The following is an 18,522-nucleotide window of genomic DNA, read 5'->3' as shown; positions in this document are numbered from 1 at the left end:
GTTGGGGTCCCGCGGGGGGGGGGGACGCCACCTCCGTCCCGCCGTCGACGCTCGACTCCGCGGCGGTGACCCCCGCGGACACCGTGCCGCTCGCCGACGCCGGCCTCCTCCCGCCCACCCCTCCCGCGCCCCTGCCGCCCGGGGCGAACGACCCCGCCGCGCTGGAGGCGTGGCGCGCGCAGCACGCGGCCTGGAAGGAGCAGGACCAGGCGTGGCGGCGCCAGCAGCAGGATGCGGAGCGTGCCGCCAGGGATCAGCTGCGACGGGAGCGCCAGGCCGAGGCCGCGGTGTTCGCCGCGGAGGCCGCCGAGCGACGACGCGGCCGCCGGGCGTCGAACCCGCGTGCCGGTTTCGCCGCGGTGATGGCCGCGCTCGGACTCGCGATCGTGGTCGGTGCGGGCGTGGGGCTCGCGGTGGGCGAGGGCCTGGGCGGAGCGCTCGGGCTGCTGTCGGCCGCGCTCGTGCTCGCGGTGTCGATGATCGTCGCCGGGGCACTCCGGCGCCGCAGCGGCTTCCTCGCGTTCGCGACCATCGCGACGCTCGTCGGCGGCCTCGTCGCCGGCGGCGTCGCGGCGGTGCCCGGCACCACGCTGGGGTACGCGTCGATCTCGAACAACCAGCCGGCGCAGGTGCGTCAGCCCTTCGGGGACCTGTACGTGCAGCTGCACGCGCACGACGACGGACCGCGGCCCATGCTGATCGACAAGGGCTCCGGTCGCACCGAGATCTTCGTGGACGAGGGAGTGCGCCTGGCGCTGCGCGGCACGGTCGGCGACGACGTCGAGGTGAGCTGGATCCGCGTCGACCCCGAGGCCGGCCGCATCACCGACAGCGGCACCTGGCCCCTCACGCGCGACGACGGCACCTGGACCGTGTCGGAGGACATCACGTCCGGCTCCGGTTCGCCGACCACCGTGCAACCCGTCACCATCCACCAGACCAGCGGCGTCATCGCCATCACGGTCCAGGAATCACCGGAGGACGACCGATGAGCACCGACACGATCACCACCCCGCGCACCCGCTGGGCCGCCATCATCTGGGGCGTGGTGCTGGCCGCGATCGCCGGGGCCGCCCTCTGGGTGCTCGCCGACGACGACCGCCGAGCCGCCCTCGCCGACGGTGTGGCCACCCTCACGCCCGCCACCATCCTCACCGTGGTGCTGCTGAGCGCCGGTGCGCTGCTGCTGGTGGGTGGAGCCGCCGGGCTCGTGCGGAGGGGCCAACGCCGGCGGACGGAGGGCGTCGCGGCGTTCGCCCCCGATGCGGCCGAGGCGCCGGTCGCGCACACCGCCGAGTAGCCTGGACGGCATGGCGCACCAGGGACGACGACCCGCGAAGGGTTCCGGCAAGGGCACGCCCCCGCGCCGGAACCGGGCCGTCCCCGGTGCGCGTCCGCGCCCCGGGGCGTCGAAGAAGGCCCCGGCGCCCGCGACCCGCAAGGTCGTGTTCGACGCCGCACCCGCCGCGGCGGAGGAGCCGCGCACGTTCCGGCTGGGCGCCGTGCCCGGTGCCACTCCCGGCACCTGGATCGACCGGTGGAAGCAGCGCCTCCCCGACGTGCCCCTCGAGCTCGTCCCGATCGAGGTGGCCGCGCAGCGCTCGGCTCTCGACGACCTCGACGCCGCCCTCGTCCGCCTGCCGCTCGACGACGCGTCGTTGCACGTGATCCCGCTGTACGACGAGGTGCCCGTGGTCGTGGCCGCCGCGGACTCCCACCTGATGGCCGCGGACGAGCTCACCCCCCGCGACCTGGACGGCGAGGTGCTCATCGCGCTGAGTGACGACGTGTGGGGCGGCCTCGCGCTCCCCGGGACGACGGCCGCGCGGTTCGCACCCCTCGCCACGTCCGACGCGATCGCCACCGCGGCCTCGGGCGTGGGCGTGGTGATCGTGCCGATGTCGCTCGCACGCCTGCACCACCGCAAGGACGCCGACCACCGCGTGCTGGCGGGCGGCCCCGTGTCGACCGTCGCGCTGGCCTGGCGCCGCGACCGGACGACGCCCGACGTCGAGGCGTTCGTCGGGATCGTGCGCGGACGCACCGCGAACTCGTCCCGCTGAGCGCGTCGGCGCCGTCCCGGCCCCTCGTTAGAATCTCCTGATGGCCTCGCTCCTCTATGTCTGCGTGCGTCCCGAGGTCGGGGCGGCCGACGCCGAGCACGCCTCCTTCCGCCGGGCGCTCGGCGTCGACGTGGTCGACCGGCTCGACCTCCTGCATGAGCCGCTGAGCCCCGCGCATCTGGAGCGCTACCGGGGCATCGTGATCGGGGGATCGCCGTTCAACGTGAGCGACCGGGTGAAGAGCCCGACGCAGCAGCGCGTGGAGGCCGATCTGGAGACGATCGCGCACGCCGCGACCGCGGCCACCGTGGCGGCGTTCTTCACGTGCTTCAGCATCGGCGTGCTCACGCGGATGCGGGGCGGCGAGGTGGTCACGACCATGCCGGAGCCGGCGAGCGCGACCGTGATCCGCACGACGGCGGAGGGCGACGCCGACCCCGTGTTCGGGCCGAGCGGGCCCGCGCTCACGGTGTTCACCGCGCACAAGGAGAGCGCCGCGGCCGTGCCTCCGGGCGCGGTGCTGCTCGCCACGAACGACGCCTGCCCCGTGCAGGCCTACCGGGTGGGGTCGCACCTGTACGCGGCGCAGTTCCACCCGGAGCCCACGCCGCGCGACTTCGCCGACCGGATGACGTTCTACCGCACCACGGGCTACTTCGACCCCGAGCGGTTCGACGCCGTGCAGCGGGAGGTGCTCGCGGCGTCGGTCACCGAGGGGGCCGCGCTGCTGCGGCGCTTCGCGGAGACCTTCGTCTGAGCCGTCACCGCGCCCTCACGCGGAGGCGCCACCGCGCAGCAGCTCGATCCGCTCGCGGAGATACGACTCCAGGGGCATGAAGCCGCCCGCGGTGCTCCACCGCACCGACGGCACCCCGTCGACGAGGGCGAGCGGGCCCGAGGAGCCGCCCGCGTCCACCCCGGCGACGTCGATCACGCTCCAGCCCACGTGCACCACCTCGCCCTCCCGGAAGCCACCGCGCAGAGCCTCCGCTCGGCGCTCGGCGCGCGCCCGTGCCGACTCGGCCGTGTAGCCGCGGCGTCCGGGGTCGGCCGCCCGCAGCACCTCGGCGGTGGCGAGGGCGTGCGTGTCGGTGAGCAGCAGCACGCCCAGATGCCAGGCGTCCCCCACGCGCACGATGCGGCGACCCCGCCAGCGCGACTCCCGTTCCTCGCCGAGCCCCTCGCGCGGCACCCCGGCGAGCGCGGCCACCGCGTCGGTCAGCAGGGCGGAGGCGGAGGTCACAGCTCCCCCTGCCTGGTGCGGTCGGCGAGGGCGGGCCCGACCACCGGAGCGCGGTCGCCGCGGAGGGTCATGCCGATCAGCGGGTACAGCAGCACGGACAGCATGCCGGCACCGACGAGCGCCGCGGCCGTGCCCGTGTCGAGCATGTCCTGATCCACGCCGATACCGGTGACGGCCACGATGATGGGCAGACCGGTCGCGGCGAGCAGGCCCAGGGCGGTGCGGTCGCGCAGGCCCGCTCCCGCCGGCGCGGACAGTTGTGCGGCCGACCCGCGGAACACCAGCAGCGCGACCAGGAACACCGGCACCAGCGCCAGTGCCGTCGGCGACGACCGCAGCGCGTCGAGGTCGAACGTGACGCCGGTGTAGAGGAAGAAGATCGGCACGAGGAAGCCGAACGCGATCGCCTCGATCTTGCTCTCCACCTCCTCGGCGTCCTTCTTCGGGGCCCGCGCCATGATGATCCGCCAGATCGCGCCGGCGACGAACGCCCCCAGCAGCATGTCGAGGTCGAGCATCACGCTGAGTCCGACCAGGGCGGCGATCAGCAGGATCACGAACCGCACCCCGAACTGGTCGGAGGTGTGCAGCGTCGCCCGCACGATGCCGTGCAGTCGCCCGTGCGGCATGCGGTGGGCGATCAGGACGGCGAGTCCGGCGAGCACCACGAAGGTCAGCAGGACCGCGGTCGCCAGGGGCGTGGTCCTGGTGCTGAGGAACAGGGAGATGGCGATCAGCGGCAGGAACTCCCCGACCGCCCCGATCGTGCTGATCGCCCGGCCGAACGGGGTGTCCAGCTCCCGCGCATCGCGGAGGATCGGCATGAGCGTGCCGAGGGCGGTGGAGCTGAGGGCGATCCCGATGACGACCATGCCCTCCCCCGGCGCGAAGAAGAACCCGAGCCCGATCCCGAGCAGCACGCTGAGCAGCCACCCGAGCGACGCCCGCGCGAGCGGCTTCCCGGCGACCGTGCGGAAGTCGATCTCGGAGCCGGCGACGAAGAACAGCACGGCCAGGCCGAAGTCGCTCAGCTTCTCCAGCAGCGGACCCGGCTCGACCCAGCCGAGCACGGCGGGGCCGACGAGGATCCCCAGCACGAGCTCGAACACGATGATCGGCACGCGCACGAGCGGCCGGACGCCCCGGGCGAGCAGAGGGGCGGCGACCGCCAGCAGGGGGATCAGCACCAGGCCGACGTCGCTCGCGTCCACGGTCTCAGGGTAGCGACGCCCCCGGCGATTCGCTCCCCGCCCGCGCGACACGGCAGAATCGAGGCACACCCTGGAGGAGCCCCCATGAGCCAGCCCGATACCGCCCGCCTGCTGATCGCCTGCGACGACCAGCCCGGCATCGTCGCCGCGGTCGCCGGTGTGCTCGCGCGGCACGGTGCGAACATCATCTCGCTCGACCAGCACTCCACCGACTCCGAGGGCGGACGCTTCTTCCAGCGCACCGTCATCCACCTCCCCGGTCTGGCCGCCGCGCGCCCCGCGCTCGAGGCCGACATCGCCGACGTCGCGGAGCGCTTCGGCATGGAGTGGTCGCTGCACGACGTGTCCCGGCGCAAGCGCGTCGCGATCTTCGTGTCCAAGTACGACCACTGCCTCATGGAGCTGCTGTGGCGCACGCAGCGCGGGCAGCTCGACATCGACATCACCATGGTCGTGTCGAACCATCCCGACCTCGCCGAGGCCGTGCGCTCGTTCGGCGTGCCGTTCGTGCACATCCCCTCGGGCGACAAGCAGGCCATGGAGGAGCGACAGCTCGAGCTGCTGCAGGGCAACGTCGACCTGGTCGTGCTCGCCCGCTACATGCAGATCCTCACGGACGACTTCATCACGCGCCTCGAAGCCCCCGTCATCAACATCCACCACTCGTTCCTGCCCGCGTTCATCGGCGCCAACCCGTATGCCAGGGCCAAGGAGCGCGGCGTGAAGCTGATCGGGGCGACCGCGCACTACGCCACGGCCGACCTCGACGAGGGGCCGATCATCGAGCAGGACGTCACGCGGGTGACGCACTCCGAGTCCGCCGCCGAACTGCAGAGCCGCGGCGCCGACGTCGAGCGCCTCGTGCTCGCCCGGGCCGTGCAGTGGCACGCCGAGGACCGCGTGATCGTGCACGGCCGCTCGACCGTCATCCTCTGACCCGCCTCACGTCTCCGGGAGCCCGGCGAGCACGTCGACGGCGAGACCGTGGGACGCCGCGGTGGGGAGTGACGGTCGTACCTCGCCGTTGTCGGGTTCATTCTCGCCGCGGGTGCAGCGATCGCAGCGCTGCCTGGCGGGGTAGCTGTCAGCGCCGTGCTGTACACGGTTGGTGCGGGCGCAGTTGCGGCGATCGCGACCGTGGCAGGCAACGCGTCCGGCGAAGGTCGCTGCCTCAAGCTCGACGTCCCGTCGTTCATTCCCACGAGCGTGAAGTGTTAGGTTTGCCCGCATGCTCTGGGTGATGATGTCTGCGATGTTCTTCTTGGTGGTGTTCTTCGCCATCGCGAGCAGGTCACATAAGAAGCACCGCAAGAACCGACGTACGCCGCGCGAGTAGAGCCGGCAGTGGGCGTAGTTCCGCAGCGATCGCCCGCGCTTCCGCCCGACGGAAGTGCGGGCGTTTTGCTGCACAGACCGACACGGGTGCACTGAGATCGCCAACGAATCACTCCCAGGCATGCCGGTTCTCCCGAATCCGGCTATCAAGCTCAGAGGTCGCACGGGATAGTCGATCAGGCAGCCTCTCGTCCCGGATCCACTCGACGAGGACACGCCCATCGACAAGCCCGGCGGCGAGCTCGGCGAACACGTCGGCGGCGGTGGTGCCGCGGGCGAGCGGAGCCGCCTGGCCCAGCCACAGCGACTGCAGCTCGCCGAGGTTCTGCTCCCCGGCCGCCGTGCGGAAGCGCCCCGTGAGCCAGTTCTGCATCGGGAAGGGGGCGATGGTGCCGCTCGCCTCGATCGCCCGCACGGCGCGGTTGCGGGCGCCGCGCGCGAGCCGTCCGCTCATCGCCCGGGTCAGGACGGTGTCGTCCGCGGCGGTCGCGCGGATCGCGTCCCGGTGCGCCGCGGTCGCCGCGGACTCGTCCGTGGCGAGGAAGGCCGTCCCCACCTGCACGCCGGCGGCACCGAGGGCGAGGGCGGCCGCGACGCCGCGGCGGTCCGCGATGCCGCCCGCCGCGATCACCGGCACCCCGACCGCATCCACTACCTGCGGCACGAGCGCGAACGTCCCCACCAGGGACTCCTCGGCGGGACGCAGGAACGACACCCGGTGTCCGGCGGCCTCCGCTCCGGTCGCCACCACCGCATCCACACCGGCCTCGGCGAGCGCGACGGCCTCCGCCACCGTCGTGGCCGTGCCGACGATCCGGATGCCCCGGTCGTGAGCCTCCGCGACGACCTCGGGCGACGGCACGCCGAACACCACGCTGAGCACCGCCGGGGCGACCGCCCAGATCGCGTCGAGCTGCTCGTCGAGCGGCGGGACGTAGCGCTCCGGCCGCGTCGGCACGGCGACCCCCACGGCCTCGTAGAACGGCTGGAGCGCCTGGGCGAAGACCGTGTGCTGCGGGTTGGGCTCGACCTCGTCGCCGGTCGGCAACCAGATGTTCAGCGCGAACGGCCGGTCGGTCGCGGCGCGCAGCTCGGACCCGGTCGCCCGGATACGGTCGCCGTCGTAGCCATAGAGGCCGAACGACCCCAGGCCCCCGGCGTTGCTCACGGCCGCGGTGAGCGCGACGGACGACAGCCCGCCGAAGGGACCGAGGACGATCGGGTGCGTGATGCCGAACAGGGTGCGCAGGTCGCTCATGCTTCGACGTTACGCCCGCGGCGGACGGCCGCGGGCGGGACGACGCCCCCTGCTAGCCTCGGTGGCAGAGAGCGGGGTGTGCACATGCGGCAGTGGATCGGGCAGATGCTCGGCATCGTCGCGGCCGCGCTCGGGCTCGTCGCTCTTCCCGATGCCACCGCGCTCGGGCTCGCCGTGGCCCTCCTCGCGGTCACCGCGCTGACCCTCGCCGTCGTGCTGAGCGTGCGCCAGCGACCGGAGGCCGACGCCCCGCATCCCCTCCGCGCCATCGACGTCGGCACTCTGCTGCCGCAGAGCGACCCGGATGCCGCGGGGCATCCGCGTCCGCGGGCGCCGGGAGTCGCGATCGCCGCGTAGCCCGTTCCGACGGGAGCGCGCGGCCTTCGCCGACCCTTCCCGACCTCACGAACGGACACCCGTGGACATCTTCGCCTTCCCTCCCCTCGCCGCGCTCCTGAACGCGGCCTACACGGCCCTGACCGGCCTCTCCACCGCCCTCGAGCCCCTCGCCGGCCCGTCCGCCGCGGCCCTCGCCGTGGTGCTCGTCACGCTCCTGGTGCGTGCCCTCCTCATCCCCGTCGGCATCTCGCAGGCGAGGGCCGAGCAGACCAGGGCGCGCCTCGCTCCCCGGCTGCGCGAACTGCAGCGTCGGCACAAGAAGAACCCCGAGCGGCTGCAGAAGGAGATGATGGAGCTCTACCGCTCCGAGAACACCTCGCCGTTCGCCGGGATGCTCCCCGTGCTGGCCCAGGCCCCGGTCGTCGGGCTGCTCTACACGCTGTTCCTGCGACCCGAGATCGCCGGACACCCGAACGACCTGCTGGCCCACGACCTCTTCGGCGCCCCGCTGGGCGCGAGCCTGGTCTCCGCACTGTTCGGCGGCACCGCGACCCCGGCGACGTTCGCGGTGTTCGGGGTGCTGCTGGCGGTGATGATCGCGGTCGCCGAGGTCACCCGGCGCGTGTTCCGCCCCGCGCCCGTCGAGGGCGACGACTCGCCGCTCAGCTCGCCCGGGGTGCTGCGGGCGATGTCGGCGCTGCACTACCTCACAGCCGTGTTCGCGGCGTTCGTCCCGCTCGCGGCCGCGCTCTACCTCACGGTCACGGTCGTGTGGACGCTCGTGCAGCGCGTGGTGCTCCGCCGGCGGTTCCCCCTGCCGGAGCCCGCCGCCGCCCGCGCGTGACCTCGGGGTCAGTCAGGCAGCGGGATCGGGGCGGTGAAGGGGCCGGACGGCTCCTCACCCCTCCGGTCCCGGCGCACGCCGAGGGTCGTCCCCACGCTCGCGGCGATCACGAGCGCGACGGCCAGCAGCCGCAGCACCGTCGCGTCCTGCCCCAGGAGGAGCCATCCGGCCAGCGTCGCGAACGCGGGCTCCAGGCTCAGCAGCACCCCGAACACCCGCTGCGGCAGGCGACGCAGCGCCGCCAGCTCGAAGCTGTACGGGATGACCGACGACAGCACGGCCGTCACCGCGGCCAGCAGCAGCAGCGACGGGTCGGCGGCGACCGTCGCGGCCGCGGGCACCCCCACGGGGATCAGCAGCACCGCCGCCACCACGAGCCCCATCGCGAGCCCGCTGCTTCCGGGGATGAGGGCTCCGACGCGGGCGCTCATCCGGATGTACATCACCCAGAAGCCGGCCGCGATCAGGATGAACACCACGCCGAGCGGGTCGAGGGGATCCGCGCCGATCAGGCCGTCGATGCCGAGCAGCGCCATGCCAAGCAGGGCCACCGCGACCCAGACGGCATCGGCGAGCCGCCGGGTGAGCACGGCCGCGAGCACGAGCGGGCCGAGGAACTCGATCGCCACGGCCGGCCCGAGCGGGATGCGGTCGATGGCGGCATAGAAGAAGCCGTTCATCGCGGCGAGCGACACCCCGAAGAGCACGGCCGCGAGCCACTGCTGCCGCGTCCACCCCCGCACCCTCGGGCGCACGAGCACGACCAGCAGCACCGCGGCGATCGCGACCCGCAGCGAGGTCACGCCCCAGGGGCCGAGGACGGGGAAGAGCTGCGCGGCGACGGCGGCCCCGAACGGCAGCGAGAGGCACGAGCCGATGACGAGCGAGACCCCCACGAGGGTGCCGGATGCCGCGGGTTTCTGCACCATACGAGCTTAGGCGGCGGGAGCCCGTCGCCCCGCCGCCCACGCAGCTCGATGGGGCCTCAGAGGGCCTTGCCCCCGGTCACCGCGACGACCGTGCCCGAGACGTACGACGACTCCTCCGACGCGAGGAACACGTAGGCGCCGGCGAGTTCGGCCGGCTGTCCGGCGCGTCCGAGCGGGGTGTCCTGCCCGAAGGTCTCCAGGCGCTCGGGACCCCACCCGGTAGCGGGGATCAGCGGCGTCCAGATCGGCCCGGGCGCCACAGCGTTCACGCGGATACCGCGCGGGCCCGCCTCCTCGGCGAGCGCCTTCACGAACGCGACCTGCGCGGCCTTCGTCATGGCGTAGTCAATCAGCCCCGGCGAGGGCTGCGCCGACTGCACCGATGAGGTGACGATGATGCTGGCGCCGGGCTCCAGGTCGGGGAAGGCGGCGCGGGCCGAGAAGATCAGCCCGGCGAGGTTCGTGTCGAACACGCGGCGCATCTTCTCGGTGTCGAGGTTCTCGAAGCCGTCGATGTCGTGCTGGTAGGCGGCGTTGAGCACCAGGACGTCGAGTCCGCCGAGCTCGGTCCGCGCCCGGTGCACCGCGTCGGTCGCGAAGGCCTCGTCCCGCACGTCGCCGGGGATGCTGACGCCGGTGCGTCCGGCCTCGCGCACGAGGGCCAGCGTGTCCTCCGCGTCGTCCTGCTCCTCGGGCATGTGCACGATCGCGACGTCGGCACCCTCCCTGGCGAAGGCGATCGCGACCGCGCGGCCGATGCCCGAGTCACCGCCGGTGATGAGCGCGCGTCGCCCCTCGAGCCGTCCGTGGCCCACGTACGAGGACTCGCCGTGGTCGGGTTCGGGCGTGGTGCGCTCGGTGAGTCCGGGCTGATCCTGGCTCTGCGCCGGGAAGCCCTCCTCGCGGTGCGCGTGCCGGGGGTCAGTGAGGCCGCTGTCGCGGGTGGTGTCGGTCATGTCCGCTCCTCCTGTGTCGAGTGGCTGTCGTGTCGTGCTCGGATCGAGCATCACGGCAACCGCCGACCGGGGGCAGGGGGTTGACACCTCAGAGCGGCGGTGTGACCGGGGTGTCTCCGCCCGGCTGCTCGCCCGCCTCCGCGGGCTCCGGCACCAGGTACAGGCCGCTGGGGGCGTTGGCGGTGAAGGCGAGCGCCTCGATCCAGGCGCGGTTGATCGAGGGCTGCCGGCTGCCGAAGTACTTGAAGACGAGCGAGCTGCCCGGCTGGATCCACACCGTGGTGCGTCCGCCGCCCACGCTGGCGTCCTCACGCCAGCTGAACGGGAACGGTTCCCCCCGGCGCAGCTTCGCCGTGATCACGAGCTGCAGGTGCGTGAGGGCGCGATCCTCGATCTCGCTCTTCACGCTTCCTTCGTAGATGAACTTGCCCATCGGGTGATGCTCCTCGGTCGATCCGGTTCCCGCCCGGCCACCGCCGGGATCGTGCCCTGGGGGTAGCGTAAGCCCTCGCCCCGGGCGGGCCGCAACTCCGCGGGCCGAGTGGCTGCCTGGAGCGCGCGAGGGACGGAAGTCAAGCCCCGCGCGCGGGAAGCCGGAGCGGACTAGCCTCGGGGCCATGACACCCGAGGAGGGCACCGCCATGAACGCACGCCACATCGACGACCGTCCCGACGAGGGCTACACGCCCGGCACCACCCACGCCGAACGGGGCGCCGGCAACCCGCGCCTGCGCGTGCGCCGCGACGACGAGCGCACCGAGTTCGCCCTCGACGTCGACGAGGTGCGCATCGGATCGGCGGCGGGCAACGAGTTGCGCCTCGCCGACACCGAGCCCGTGCACGCGACGGTGGTGCACGACGACCGCGACGAGTACGTGGTGACGCTGCACGCCGACGGCGAGATGAACTCGAACCCCGACGCCGACGCCACGCACCCCGGCGAGCGCACCGAGACGCTGCGCACCGGCTCGCGGTTCACGGTCGGCCCGTGGGAGCTGGTCTTCGCCCGCGACGAGTTCGCCGACCACGGGCGCCCCTACGGCGGACGCCTCGGCGGGGAGTACTCCGACCAGCCGCTGCAGCCGCCGCGCCCCGACTACGACGGCGACGGCGAGCGCGCGCCTCAGTCGGACTCCGACGCCGAGGTGTGATGCGGCGTCCCCACGGGCTTCGATTCGGCTGACCCGCGCTGACGCAGGTAGATCGCGAACGCGACCATGGTGCCGACGGCCAGGAACTCGGACTGCCAGTTCTGCAGCGTCCGATCCCAGAAGTCGGGCGAGACCACGTAGTCCAGCCAGGTGATCGCCGCCGCGCCGTGCTGCGCGTTCTCCGCGTTCATCACGACGGTCCCGGCGAGCGACTGCGCCAACCACGACAGCAGGAACACCGCCCCCATCACGATCAGCAGCGAGTTGCCGAACACGGCGGCGCGCCACCCGCCCGCCCTGGCCCATCGTGGGGAGTCAGGGCGGGCGTGGCGTCCCACCAGCTGATCCGCGTCGCTCCCCGGACCCTCGTCTCCCGGCTTCTTGGACTCGGGTGAACCGCGCTGCACGAACCAGATCGTCGCGGCGATGAAAAGGAAGAACTGCAGGAACTCCGACTGCCAGTTCTCGGCCACGTCGACCGCGAAGTCCGACGACCACACGAAGTCGAGGAAGCCGATCGTGGCCTGTCCGTGCTCCACGAGCTCGTCGTTGTTGCGCAGGTATCCGGCGATCGACTGGCCGATCAGCGCCGCCGCGAACAGCGCGAGGAAGAACAGGCTGAGGGCGTGATCCCTGATCCGGCTCCGCACGGTCATCGACCTCCCAGCGGCAGCGCGATCATGATCGCCAGCCCGACCGCGATGATGCCCGCCCACGTCCAGAAGACCGCGCGCATCCCCGCGGTGTCCCGCGTCTGCTCTCCCATGTCCGCCTCCTCGCGATGTCCGATGGACCGACCCTCGCCGGACCGGACGACCACCGGCAGGGGCTTGACGCCGTCGCTCTCCTTGTCAATCCCCTGCGTCCGTGTCGCCCCGTCCTCTACCGTCGGATCAGGCGCCGCGGCGGGACGCGTGGCGCGACGACCGAGATGAGAGGATCGCCCATGACGAGCACGTCCGAGAGCAGCGAGCGATGACCGCGCCGAACGAGACGCCCGAGCTGGAGCGGCTGAGCGAGCTCGCCCGCACCCGCGGTCTGCGGGTGAGCGTGGCGGAGTCGCTCACGTCCGGGCGGCTCGCGAACACCATCGGCGCCGGGGAGAGCGCGTCCGACTGGTTCGCGGGCGGCATCGTGGCCTACTTCACCGAGGTCAAGGAGCGGGTGCTCGGTCTCACGCCGGGAACCGACCCCACCTCCGCGGCGTGCGCCGAGCAGCTCGCCACCGGGGCCCTGCGGCTGTTCGAGGCGGACATCTGCGTCTCGACCACGGGTGTCGGTGGCCCGGGCCCCGAGGGCGGCCACCCCGCCGGCACCGTGTACCTCGGCTGGGCGACCGCGGAGGACTCGGGCCACCGGCGGCTCGCGCTCACGGGCGACCCCGACGAGGTGCTGTCGGCGAGCGTCGACGCCGCGGTGCGGCTGCTCGCGTTCCACGCCGAGGGCCTGCACCCCGCGGGGCCCCGCCGCGGGTCGGGCGGCGAGGACTAGCGGCCCGGCACGAGGCCGATGCGCAGCGGGGCTCCGGGGGCCGCCGCTTCGGTGAGGGCCGCGTCGATGTCGAGCAGCGAGCGCACGGCGCCGACCGCGTCCGCGAAGGGGTAGGCGCGGCCGCGACCGGCGAGGAACGCGACCGCGTCGGCGAGGTCCTGCGACGTGTAGTTGTGCATCCCGGTCACGGTGACCAGGCGCCGCACCACGGCCTCGGCATCCACGGGCACCGGCTCGGCGGGGAACACGCTGCCGACCAGCACGACCGTGCCACCCACCGCGACCCCGGCCAGTGCCTCCGCGACCGCGTGCCCCGACGCCTCGATCACGACGTCGGGCTCCCGGTCGAGCGCGGTGGCCCCGAAGCGCGCGGCGAGGGCCCGTCGCGCGGGGTCGGGGTCGCGCACCTCCACCACCGCCCCGTGTTCGACGGCGATCGCCGCGGCGGAGAGCCCCACCAGCCCGGCGCCGTGCACGCGCACCGTCGCGCCGTCGAGGGGCATGTCGCGCGCGGCCCTGGTCACCGCGGCCCACGCGGTCGCCGTCGCACAGCCCGCCGGCGCGAGCACCGCGGCGGGCAGTGACTCCGGCACCCGCGCGACCGCCGTCCCCGCGCGCAGCTGCACGTGGCTGGCGAACGCGCCGGTGAGGTCGCCGTGCACGCCCACCCTGTCGTGGCCGTACTTGCCCAGGTCGCGGCACTTCTGGGTGAGCCCGCGGCGGCAGCGGTCGCACGTGCCGCACGACACCGTGACCGACCACACCACGCGGTCGCCGAGGCGCAGCGGGGCCCCGTCGGTCGCGTCCGCTCCGGCGTCACCGAGCGCGATGACCCGCCCCACGCTCTCGTGCCCGAGCACGAGCGGCGTGGGGGCCGCGCGCCGCCCTTGCACGGTGTGCACGTCGGAGCCGCAGATGGTCGACATCTCGACAGCGACCAGCACGTCGTGGTCGCCGAGGGCGACGCCGGGCACCGCGATGGTCTCGTGCGGGTGCCCGTCGCCGATCCACACCATGGCGGTGGCGGCGGGGCGCAGGGCGACGTCCCTCCGGTGACCGGGCGGGCGGATCAGCACGGTTCCCATGGCCGGATGCTCAGCGCGCGGAGACGGTGGGCAGCAGGTCGCGCTGGGCGAGCGCGCCGCGCAGGGCGGTGACGTCGGCGAGCACGGCGTGGGCTCCCGCGCCGCTCAGGGCGGCGCGGTCGTGCGCGCCGGTGAGCACGCCCGCCACGAACCCGGCCCCGGCGCGGCGCCCGGACTGCACGTCGCTCACGGTGTCGCCGACCACCGCGACCGCGTGCACCGCCGAGGCCCCGCAGCGCAGGAGCGCGGTGAGCACGAGGTCGGGCGCCGGACGGCCGCGGCCCGCGTCCACGGGCGAGAGCGCCACGTCGACGAGGTCGCCCCATCCGAGCCCGTCGAGCAGCGCCTGCCGGGTCACTGGCGCGAACCCGGTGGTCAGGGCCACGGCGAGCCCGGCGTCCTTGAGGCTCCGGATCGCGTCCGCGGCCCCGGGGATCTCGGTCACGCCGTGTTCCGCGACGATCTCCGCATACGCGTCCTCGAACGCGGCCGTGGCGCGCTGCGCGGCGGCGAGGTCGCCGTCGGCGAGGTGCAGGAAGACGTCGAGCTTCGACTGCCCCATGGTGGCGCGCACGTGGTCGAGCGCCTCCTCCCACGGCAGCCGCGCGGCCACCCCGGTGCGCTCGGCGGCGCGCTGGAACGCCTGCTCCACCACGCCGTCGTCGCGCACGGTGGTGCCGGCCATGTCGAGGACGACGAGTTCGATCGGAGTGGTCATGGTGTTCCTTCCAGGGCGGGTGCCCGGCCGAGGGCCGAGGCGAGGGTGAGCTCGGCGAGTCCGAGCCCGCAGGTCATGCCGATGCCGGTGGTCGCGGCGATCACCAGGGTGCCGTCGTCGCCGCGGTCGACGAGGAACTCGCCCGGGGCCTTGGCGTACACGCCCTGCCACCGCTCGATCACGCGCGGCTCCGGCATGTCGAACAGCGCCAGAGCCTCCGCGAGGAACGCGGCGAACGCGGCCTCGGGCTGGAACGGCGCGGGAGCGGTCGCGGTCGCGTGCGAGTCGCCCAGGATCAGGGTGCCGTCGGGCAGCTGCGTGTACATCTGGTTGAGGTCGAGCGCGGCGAGGTCGGGGCGTTCGGCGTGCAGGCGCTCGCGCAGCGCCGCGGCCTGCGGGGTCGCGGCGAACCGGCCGTAGCGGATGAGCGACCACCCGGTGAGCAGGGGCGCGTCGAGCGGTCGCGGGAGGGTCGCCGCGACCCGCATCATGTCGAGGGCGCAGCGGGCGACACCGTGCCGCTCGGCGAACTCGGGCAGCAGCTGGTCGAGGTCGTGGTTCACGGCGACGACCACGACCCCGGCATCGATGCGACCGCGCGTGGTCTCGACCCGTCCGTCGGCGAGGCGGGTCGCGGCGGTGCGGAAGCGGAAGTCCACACCGTTCGCGGCGAGGTGGCGCACGATCGCGGCGGCCGCGGTGCGCGGATCGGTCTGCAGGTCGGCATCGATGAGCGCCCCACCGTGCAGCCCCTCCGCGCGCAGCGGTGCCCGGCGGCGCAGTTCGGCGCTGTCCAGCATCCGGATGCCGCCATCGTGCGCCGCGGCCTCCAGCACGTCCAGCTCGTCCCGGTGCCTGGCGGCCACGAGCGTGCCGGACTCGCGCAGCCAGAACCCGGCGTCGCGGGCGAGCCGCAGCCACAGCTCGCGCGAGGTGTCGGCGTAGCGCCGCGCGTCTCCGCCCTGGGCGCCGATGCACAGGTGCCCGAAGTTGCGCACGGTCGCACCGACGGGCCGGTCGCTGCGGTCGAGCACGATCACGCGCAGCCCCCGGCGGACGGCGGCGTACGCGGCGCCGAGCCCCACGATGCCCGCACCGATCACGACCACGTCGGCGGTGTCGTTCGCGCGGGTCATCGGAACACCTTCCTCATCCACATCGCGAGACCCTCCACCGCGAGCACGGTCACCAGGATCATCAGGACGATCGCGGTCACCGTCTCGTAGCGTGAGCCCTGGCTGGCGTTCAGCAGGTAGTACCCCACGCCGCCACCGCCGACGATGCCCAGGATGGTGGCGGCACGGATGTTGGTGTCGAGCATGTAGAAGCTGTGCCCGATCAGCGCCCTGGTCCCCTGCGGCACGGTGGCGGCCGCGTAGGTCTGCAGGCGGGTCGCACCGACCGCACGCAGTGCGCGCTCCGGTCCGCGGTCGACCTCTTCGAGGGAGTCGGCGATGAGCTTGCCCAGCAACCCGATGCCGCCGATCGCGAGCGCGATCACGCCGGCCTGGGCGCCCAGTCCCGTGATGACGACGAGCACGATCGCGAGGATGAGCTCCGGGATGCCGCGGATGCCGACGAGCAGCAGGCGCGCGGTCCCTCGCGCGGCTCCGTTCGGGGCGACGTTGCGGGCGGCGAGCGAGCCGAGCAGCAGGGAGGGCAGCAGGGTGAGCACGGTCGCGGCGAGCGCGATCGCGACGGTCTCGCGCATGGCCTCCAGCATCGCGGGCGCGTCGTAGTTCCCGAACGACGGCGGCCAGAAGCGCGCGGCGACCTCGGGGAGCTTGGCCCAGAACGTGAAGAGGTCGAGCCAGGTGATCTGGCTCACCGCGACGCTGCCGATCACGACCAGGACGGCGGCGACCCCGGCGAGGGTGTGGCGCACGCGCTGCGCGGTCCAGGGGCGGCGGAGGGCGGTCTGCGGTGTCGCTGCCCACTCCGACCGGGCGGCGGTGGGCGCGGTCGTGCGGCGCAGCCGGGGGTGCACCAGGCGGTCCATCCAGGAGCGCGTCTGCCGCTGCTCGCCCAGCATGGCCCCGCGCACGAGGCTCGACACGACCTCCATCGCGATGCACAGCGCGAAGATCACGAGCGCGATGCCGAGACCCTTGCCGTAGTTGAGCGCCTTGAACGCATACGACATCTCCAGACCGAGCCCTGCGACGCCGACGTAGCCGAGGACGACGCTGCCGCGCAGGTTGATGTCGTTGCGGTGCAGCACGGTCGCGACCCAGCTCGGCAGCACCTGCGGGAGGATGCCGGCGGTGAACTCCTGCAGCTTCGAGCCGCCCGCGGCCCGGATCGCCAGCCGCGGACCCTCGTCGATCTGCTCGATCGCGTCGGCGAACATCTTGGAGATCATGCCGATCGAGTGGATGCCGATCGCGAGGATGCCGGGCAGGGTGCCGAGCGAGAACATCAGCACGAACGCCATCGCGAGCACCACGTCGGGCAGGGCGCGGGTCAGCACGCCGACGAACCGCGCCGCGGCGCGCCAGCCCGCTCCCGGGGTGGTGTTGGAGGCGGCGAGGTAGGCGATCGGCACCGACAGCACCGCGGCGAGCAGGGTGCCCACGAGCACGAGGCCCACCGTCAGCGCGATGAGCCACAGGAGCTCGCCGGGCTCCGGGAAGGAGAGGCCGCCGACGCGGGCCAGGAAGTTCTGCGCGTTGCCCCAGCTCTGCACCATCGCGGGGATCGAGATGTCGACGTCGCGCACCGCGAGCACACCGAGCACGACGAGCGCGACGAGCGTGAGTCCCGCGGCGATGCGCTCCGGCGAGGGCCGGCGCCGGGGCGCACGGGCCGCGACGGTCGCTCCGCCCGATCCGGTGGGGGCGCCCCCGCGCGGTGCCGCGCCGCCGCGGGTGCCGGGCGCCGCCGACGTGTCCAGGGCCGTCATGCCACGCCCGCCGGGGTGGCTGCGTCGGCGAGCTCGACCTGCACGGCCGTGATCTCTGCGGTCGTCGTGGCCACGCGTCCGTAGATCTCCATGACCTCCGCCTTGCTGAGGCCGTCGGTGGGGGTGTCGAGCACGACCTCGCCGTGCCTCAGCCCCACGATGCGGTCGGCCCAGCTGATGGCGAGGTCCACCTGGTGCAGGCTGCACACCACGGTGAGCCCCTCGTCGGCGGCGATGCGGCGGATGAGAGCCATGACCTGCTCGCTGGACTCGGGGTCGAGCGAGGCGACGGGCTCGTCCGCGAGCAGGATGTCGGGCTTCTGCATGAGCGCACGGGCGATGGCCACGCGCTGCTGCTGTCCGCCGGAGAGGGTGTCGCTGCGCTGATACGCCCGGTCGAGCAGGCCGACGCGGTCGAGGTGTTCGAGAGCGGTCAGCCTCGCGCTGCGGGAGTAGCCCCAGAGCCCGAGGCGGGGGCCGCGCACGCGCGAGAGGGAGCCGGTGAGCACGTTCTCCAGCACGGTCAGCGACGGCACGAGCTCGAACTGCTGGAAGATGAAGCCGACGCGGCTGCGCAGGTCGCGCAGCGCCCGGCCGCGCAGCGCGGGGACCGCGGCACCGAGCACGTCGACCGTGCCGGCGGTGGGCACCTCGAGCCCGTCGAGGTGTCGCAGGAGCGTCGACTTCCCCGAGCCGGACAGGCCGAGCAGCACGACGATCTCGCCGCGGGCCACGGTGAGCGACACGTCGCTCAGAGCCGTGGTGCTGCCGAAGGTCTTGGTCACGCCGTCGAGGCGGATGAGGGTGTCGGTGGCCGCGGTCATGGCATCTCCTTGTCGTGCGGTCGGGTCCGGTGCGAGGCCCTTCGTCCCGCTGCGCTCGCTCCGGGAACGCCACCGGGTTCCCTAGCGCGAGTCCACGAAAAAACAAGCACACCCAACCCCCTCCCTTCCCCCCCCCCTCCCCCCCCCCCCCACCCAAAAAGGTCGACCCCCCT

The 18,522-nt window shown here is 73.5% G+C and carries 21 protein-coding genes and 1 pseudogene; 9 read left to right on the top strand and 13 right to left on the bottom strand.

Features of this window, described 5'->3' with window-relative positions; genetic code table 11:
* From ACWGQ1_RS08035 to ACWGQ1_RS08020, 4 genes and pseudogenes are all read left to right on the top strand, one after another.
* Positions 1-992: pseudogene (locus ACWGQ1_RS08035) on the top strand (hypothetical protein); the annotation flags it as partial.
* Complete coding sequence (locus ACWGQ1_RS08030) at positions 989-1,300, top strand: hypothetical protein (RefSeq protein WP_452312733.1); 312 nt, start codon at positions 989-991, stop codon at positions 1,298-1,300. The pseudogene ACWGQ1_RS08035 and the gene ACWGQ1_RS08030, both read left to right, overlap by 4 nt.
* A 10-nt stretch (positions 1,301-1,310) precedes the next feature.
* On the top strand, positions 1,311-2,063 hold the full coding sequence (locus ACWGQ1_RS08025) for a LysR substrate-binding domain-containing protein (protein ID WP_452312732.1): 753 nt from the start codon (positions 1,311-1,313) through the stop codon (positions 2,061-2,063).
* A gap of 40 nt (positions 2,064-2,103) precedes the next feature.
* Entirely contained in the window at positions 2,104-2,820 is a 717-nt protein-coding gene (locus tag ACWGQ1_RS08020; protein WP_136037327.1) for a glutamine amidotransferase-related protein, read from the top strand.
* 15 nt (positions 2,821-2,835) lie between these two features.
* On the opposite strand, the gene ACWGQ1_RS08015 is transcribed toward ACWGQ1_RS08020, so the two are convergent.
* Together ACWGQ1_RS08015 and ACWGQ1_RS08010 are read right to left on the bottom strand one after the other, a co-directional pair.
* Positions 2,836-3,306, bottom strand: coding sequence for a glutaminase (locus tag ACWGQ1_RS08015; RefSeq protein ID WP_136037328.1), 471 nt, complete (start codon positions 3,304-3,306; stop codon positions 2,836-2,838).
* A complete protein-coding gene (locus ACWGQ1_RS08010) occupies positions 3,303-4,517 on the bottom strand; it encodes a cation:proton antiporter (RefSeq protein ID WP_136037329.1) in 1,215 nt (404 codons plus the stop codon). The genes ACWGQ1_RS08015 and ACWGQ1_RS08010 overlap by 4 nt, the downstream gene beginning before the upstream one ends.
* A gap of 84 nt (positions 4,518-4,601) precedes the next feature.
* Between ACWGQ1_RS08010 and purU the strand changes: the two genes are divergently transcribed.
* Positions 4,602-5,453, top strand: a complete 852-nt coding sequence (purU, locus tag ACWGQ1_RS08005) for a formyltetrahydrofolate deformylase (RefSeq protein WP_136037330.1) — start codon at positions 4,602-4,604, stop codon at positions 5,451-5,453.
* A gap of 6 nt (positions 5,454-5,459) precedes the next feature.
* Here purU and ACWGQ1_RS08000 read toward each other — a convergent pair whose 3' ends face one another.
* Both ACWGQ1_RS08000 and ACWGQ1_RS07995 read right to left on the bottom strand, forming a co-directional pair.
* On the bottom strand, positions 5,460-5,798 hold the full coding sequence (locus ACWGQ1_RS08000) for a hypothetical protein (protein WP_136037331.1): 339 nt from the start codon (positions 5,796-5,798) through the stop codon (positions 5,460-5,462).
* A 163-nt stretch (positions 5,799-5,961) separates the two neighbouring features.
* Positions 5,962-7,110, bottom strand: a complete 1,149-nt coding sequence (locus ACWGQ1_RS07995) for an NAD(P)H-dependent flavin oxidoreductase (RefSeq protein ID WP_378802762.1) — start codon at positions 7,108-7,110, stop codon at positions 5,962-5,964.
* Between the two features lie 84 nt (positions 7,111-7,194).
* On the opposite strand from ACWGQ1_RS07995, the gene ACWGQ1_RS07990 reads away from it, so the two are divergent.
* Both ACWGQ1_RS07990 and ACWGQ1_RS07985 read left to right on the top strand, forming a co-directional pair.
* The gene (locus tag ACWGQ1_RS07990; RefSeq protein ID WP_136035560.1) at positions 7,195-7,467 is read left to right on the top strand and encodes a DUF6412 domain-containing protein; all 273 of its coding nucleotides are present in this window, start codon (positions 7,195-7,197) and stop codon (positions 7,465-7,467) included.
* Positions 7,468-7,528: 61 nt separating this feature from the next.
* On the top strand, positions 7,529-8,293 hold the full coding sequence (locus ACWGQ1_RS07985) for a YidC/Oxa1 family membrane protein insertase (protein WP_136035561.1): 765 nt from the start codon (positions 7,529-7,531) through the stop codon (positions 8,291-8,293).
* Positions 8,294-8,301: 8 nt separating this feature from the next.
* Here the strand turns inward: ACWGQ1_RS07985 and ACWGQ1_RS07980 are convergent, their stop codons facing one another.
* The 3 genes from ACWGQ1_RS07980 to ACWGQ1_RS07970 form a co-directional block, all read right to left on the bottom strand.
* Complete coding sequence (locus ACWGQ1_RS07980; RefSeq protein WP_452312731.1) at positions 8,302-9,222, bottom strand: EamA family transporter; 921 nt, start codon at positions 9,220-9,222, stop codon at positions 8,302-8,304.
* Positions 9,223-9,278: 56 nt separating this feature from the next.
* Positions 9,279-10,178 (bottom strand): SDR family oxidoreductase, encoded by a 900-nt coding sequence (locus ACWGQ1_RS07975; protein ID WP_136035562.1) that lies wholly within the window; start codon positions 10,176-10,178, stop codon positions 9,279-9,281.
* Positions 10,179-10,266: 88 nt separating this feature from the next.
* The gene (locus ACWGQ1_RS07970; protein WP_136033177.1) at positions 10,267-10,611 is read right to left on the bottom strand and encodes a DUF7882 family protein; all 345 of its coding nucleotides are present in this window, start codon (positions 10,609-10,611) and stop codon (positions 10,267-10,269) included.
* Between the two features lie 184 nt (positions 10,612-10,795).
* Here ACWGQ1_RS07970 and ACWGQ1_RS07965 point away from each other — a divergent pair, with 184 nt between their 5' ends.
* A complete protein-coding gene (locus ACWGQ1_RS07965; protein WP_240744624.1) occupies positions 10,796-11,329 on the top strand; it encodes an FHA domain-containing protein in 534 nt (177 codons plus the stop codon).
* On the opposite strand, the gene ACWGQ1_RS07960 is transcribed toward ACWGQ1_RS07965, so the two are convergent.
* A complete protein-coding gene (locus ACWGQ1_RS07960; protein WP_168443062.1) occupies positions 11,302-11,985 on the bottom strand; it encodes a site-specific recombinase in 684 nt (227 codons plus the stop codon). The two genes, ACWGQ1_RS07965 and ACWGQ1_RS07960, sit on opposite strands and share 28 nt — an antisense overlap.
* A gap of 319 nt (positions 11,986-12,304) precedes the next feature.
* Here ACWGQ1_RS07960 and ACWGQ1_RS07955 point away from each other — a divergent pair, with 319 nt between their 5' ends.
* Positions 12,305-12,820 carry a CinA family protein gene (locus tag ACWGQ1_RS07955; protein ID WP_136033179.1) on the top strand — a complete coding sequence of 172 codons (516 nt, stop codon included), beginning with the start codon at positions 12,305-12,307 and terminating at the stop codon, positions 12,818-12,820.
* Here the strand turns inward: ACWGQ1_RS07955 and ACWGQ1_RS07950 are convergent.
* From ACWGQ1_RS07950 to phnC, 5 genes are read right to left on the bottom strand one after another with little or no spacing between them, the layout of a single operon-like run.
* Positions 12,817-13,905, bottom strand: coding sequence for an alcohol dehydrogenase catalytic domain-containing protein (locus tag ACWGQ1_RS07950; protein ID WP_378802765.1), 1,089 nt, complete (start codon positions 13,903-13,905; stop codon positions 12,817-12,819). The genes ACWGQ1_RS07955 and ACWGQ1_RS07950 overlap by 4 nt on opposite strands.
* Before the next feature lie 10 nt (positions 13,906-13,915).
* Positions 13,916-14,623 (bottom strand): phosphonatase-like hydrolase, encoded by a 708-nt coding sequence (locus tag ACWGQ1_RS07945; RefSeq protein WP_447653190.1) that lies wholly within the window; start codon positions 14,621-14,623, stop codon positions 13,916-13,918.
* On the bottom strand, positions 14,620-15,759 hold the full coding sequence (locus tag ACWGQ1_RS07940; RefSeq protein ID WP_136035438.1) for a TIGR03364 family FAD-dependent oxidoreductase: 1,140 nt from the start codon (positions 15,757-15,759) through the stop codon (positions 14,620-14,622). Before ACWGQ1_RS07940 ends, ACWGQ1_RS07945 begins: the two co-directional genes overlap by 4 nt.
* On the bottom strand, positions 15,756-17,525 hold the full coding sequence (phnE, locus tag ACWGQ1_RS07935; RefSeq protein WP_452312730.1) for a phosphonate ABC transporter, permease protein PhnE: 1,770 nt from the start codon (positions 17,523-17,525) through the stop codon (positions 15,756-15,758). Before phnE ends, ACWGQ1_RS07940 begins: the two co-directional genes overlap by 4 nt.
* Entirely contained in the window at positions 17,522-18,349 is an 828-nt protein-coding gene (phnC, locus tag ACWGQ1_RS07930; protein ID WP_136036455.1) for a phosphonate ABC transporter ATP-binding protein, read from the bottom strand. The genes phnE and phnC overlap by 4 nt, the downstream gene beginning before the upstream one ends.
* Between the last annotated feature and the right edge of the window lie 173 nt (positions 18,350-18,522).

Source organism: Microbacterium sp. NPDC055599, from assembly GCF_053618975.1.
Note: the sequence above shows the minus strand (reverse complement) of the source record. Positions and strands in the feature narration are given on the sequence as shown.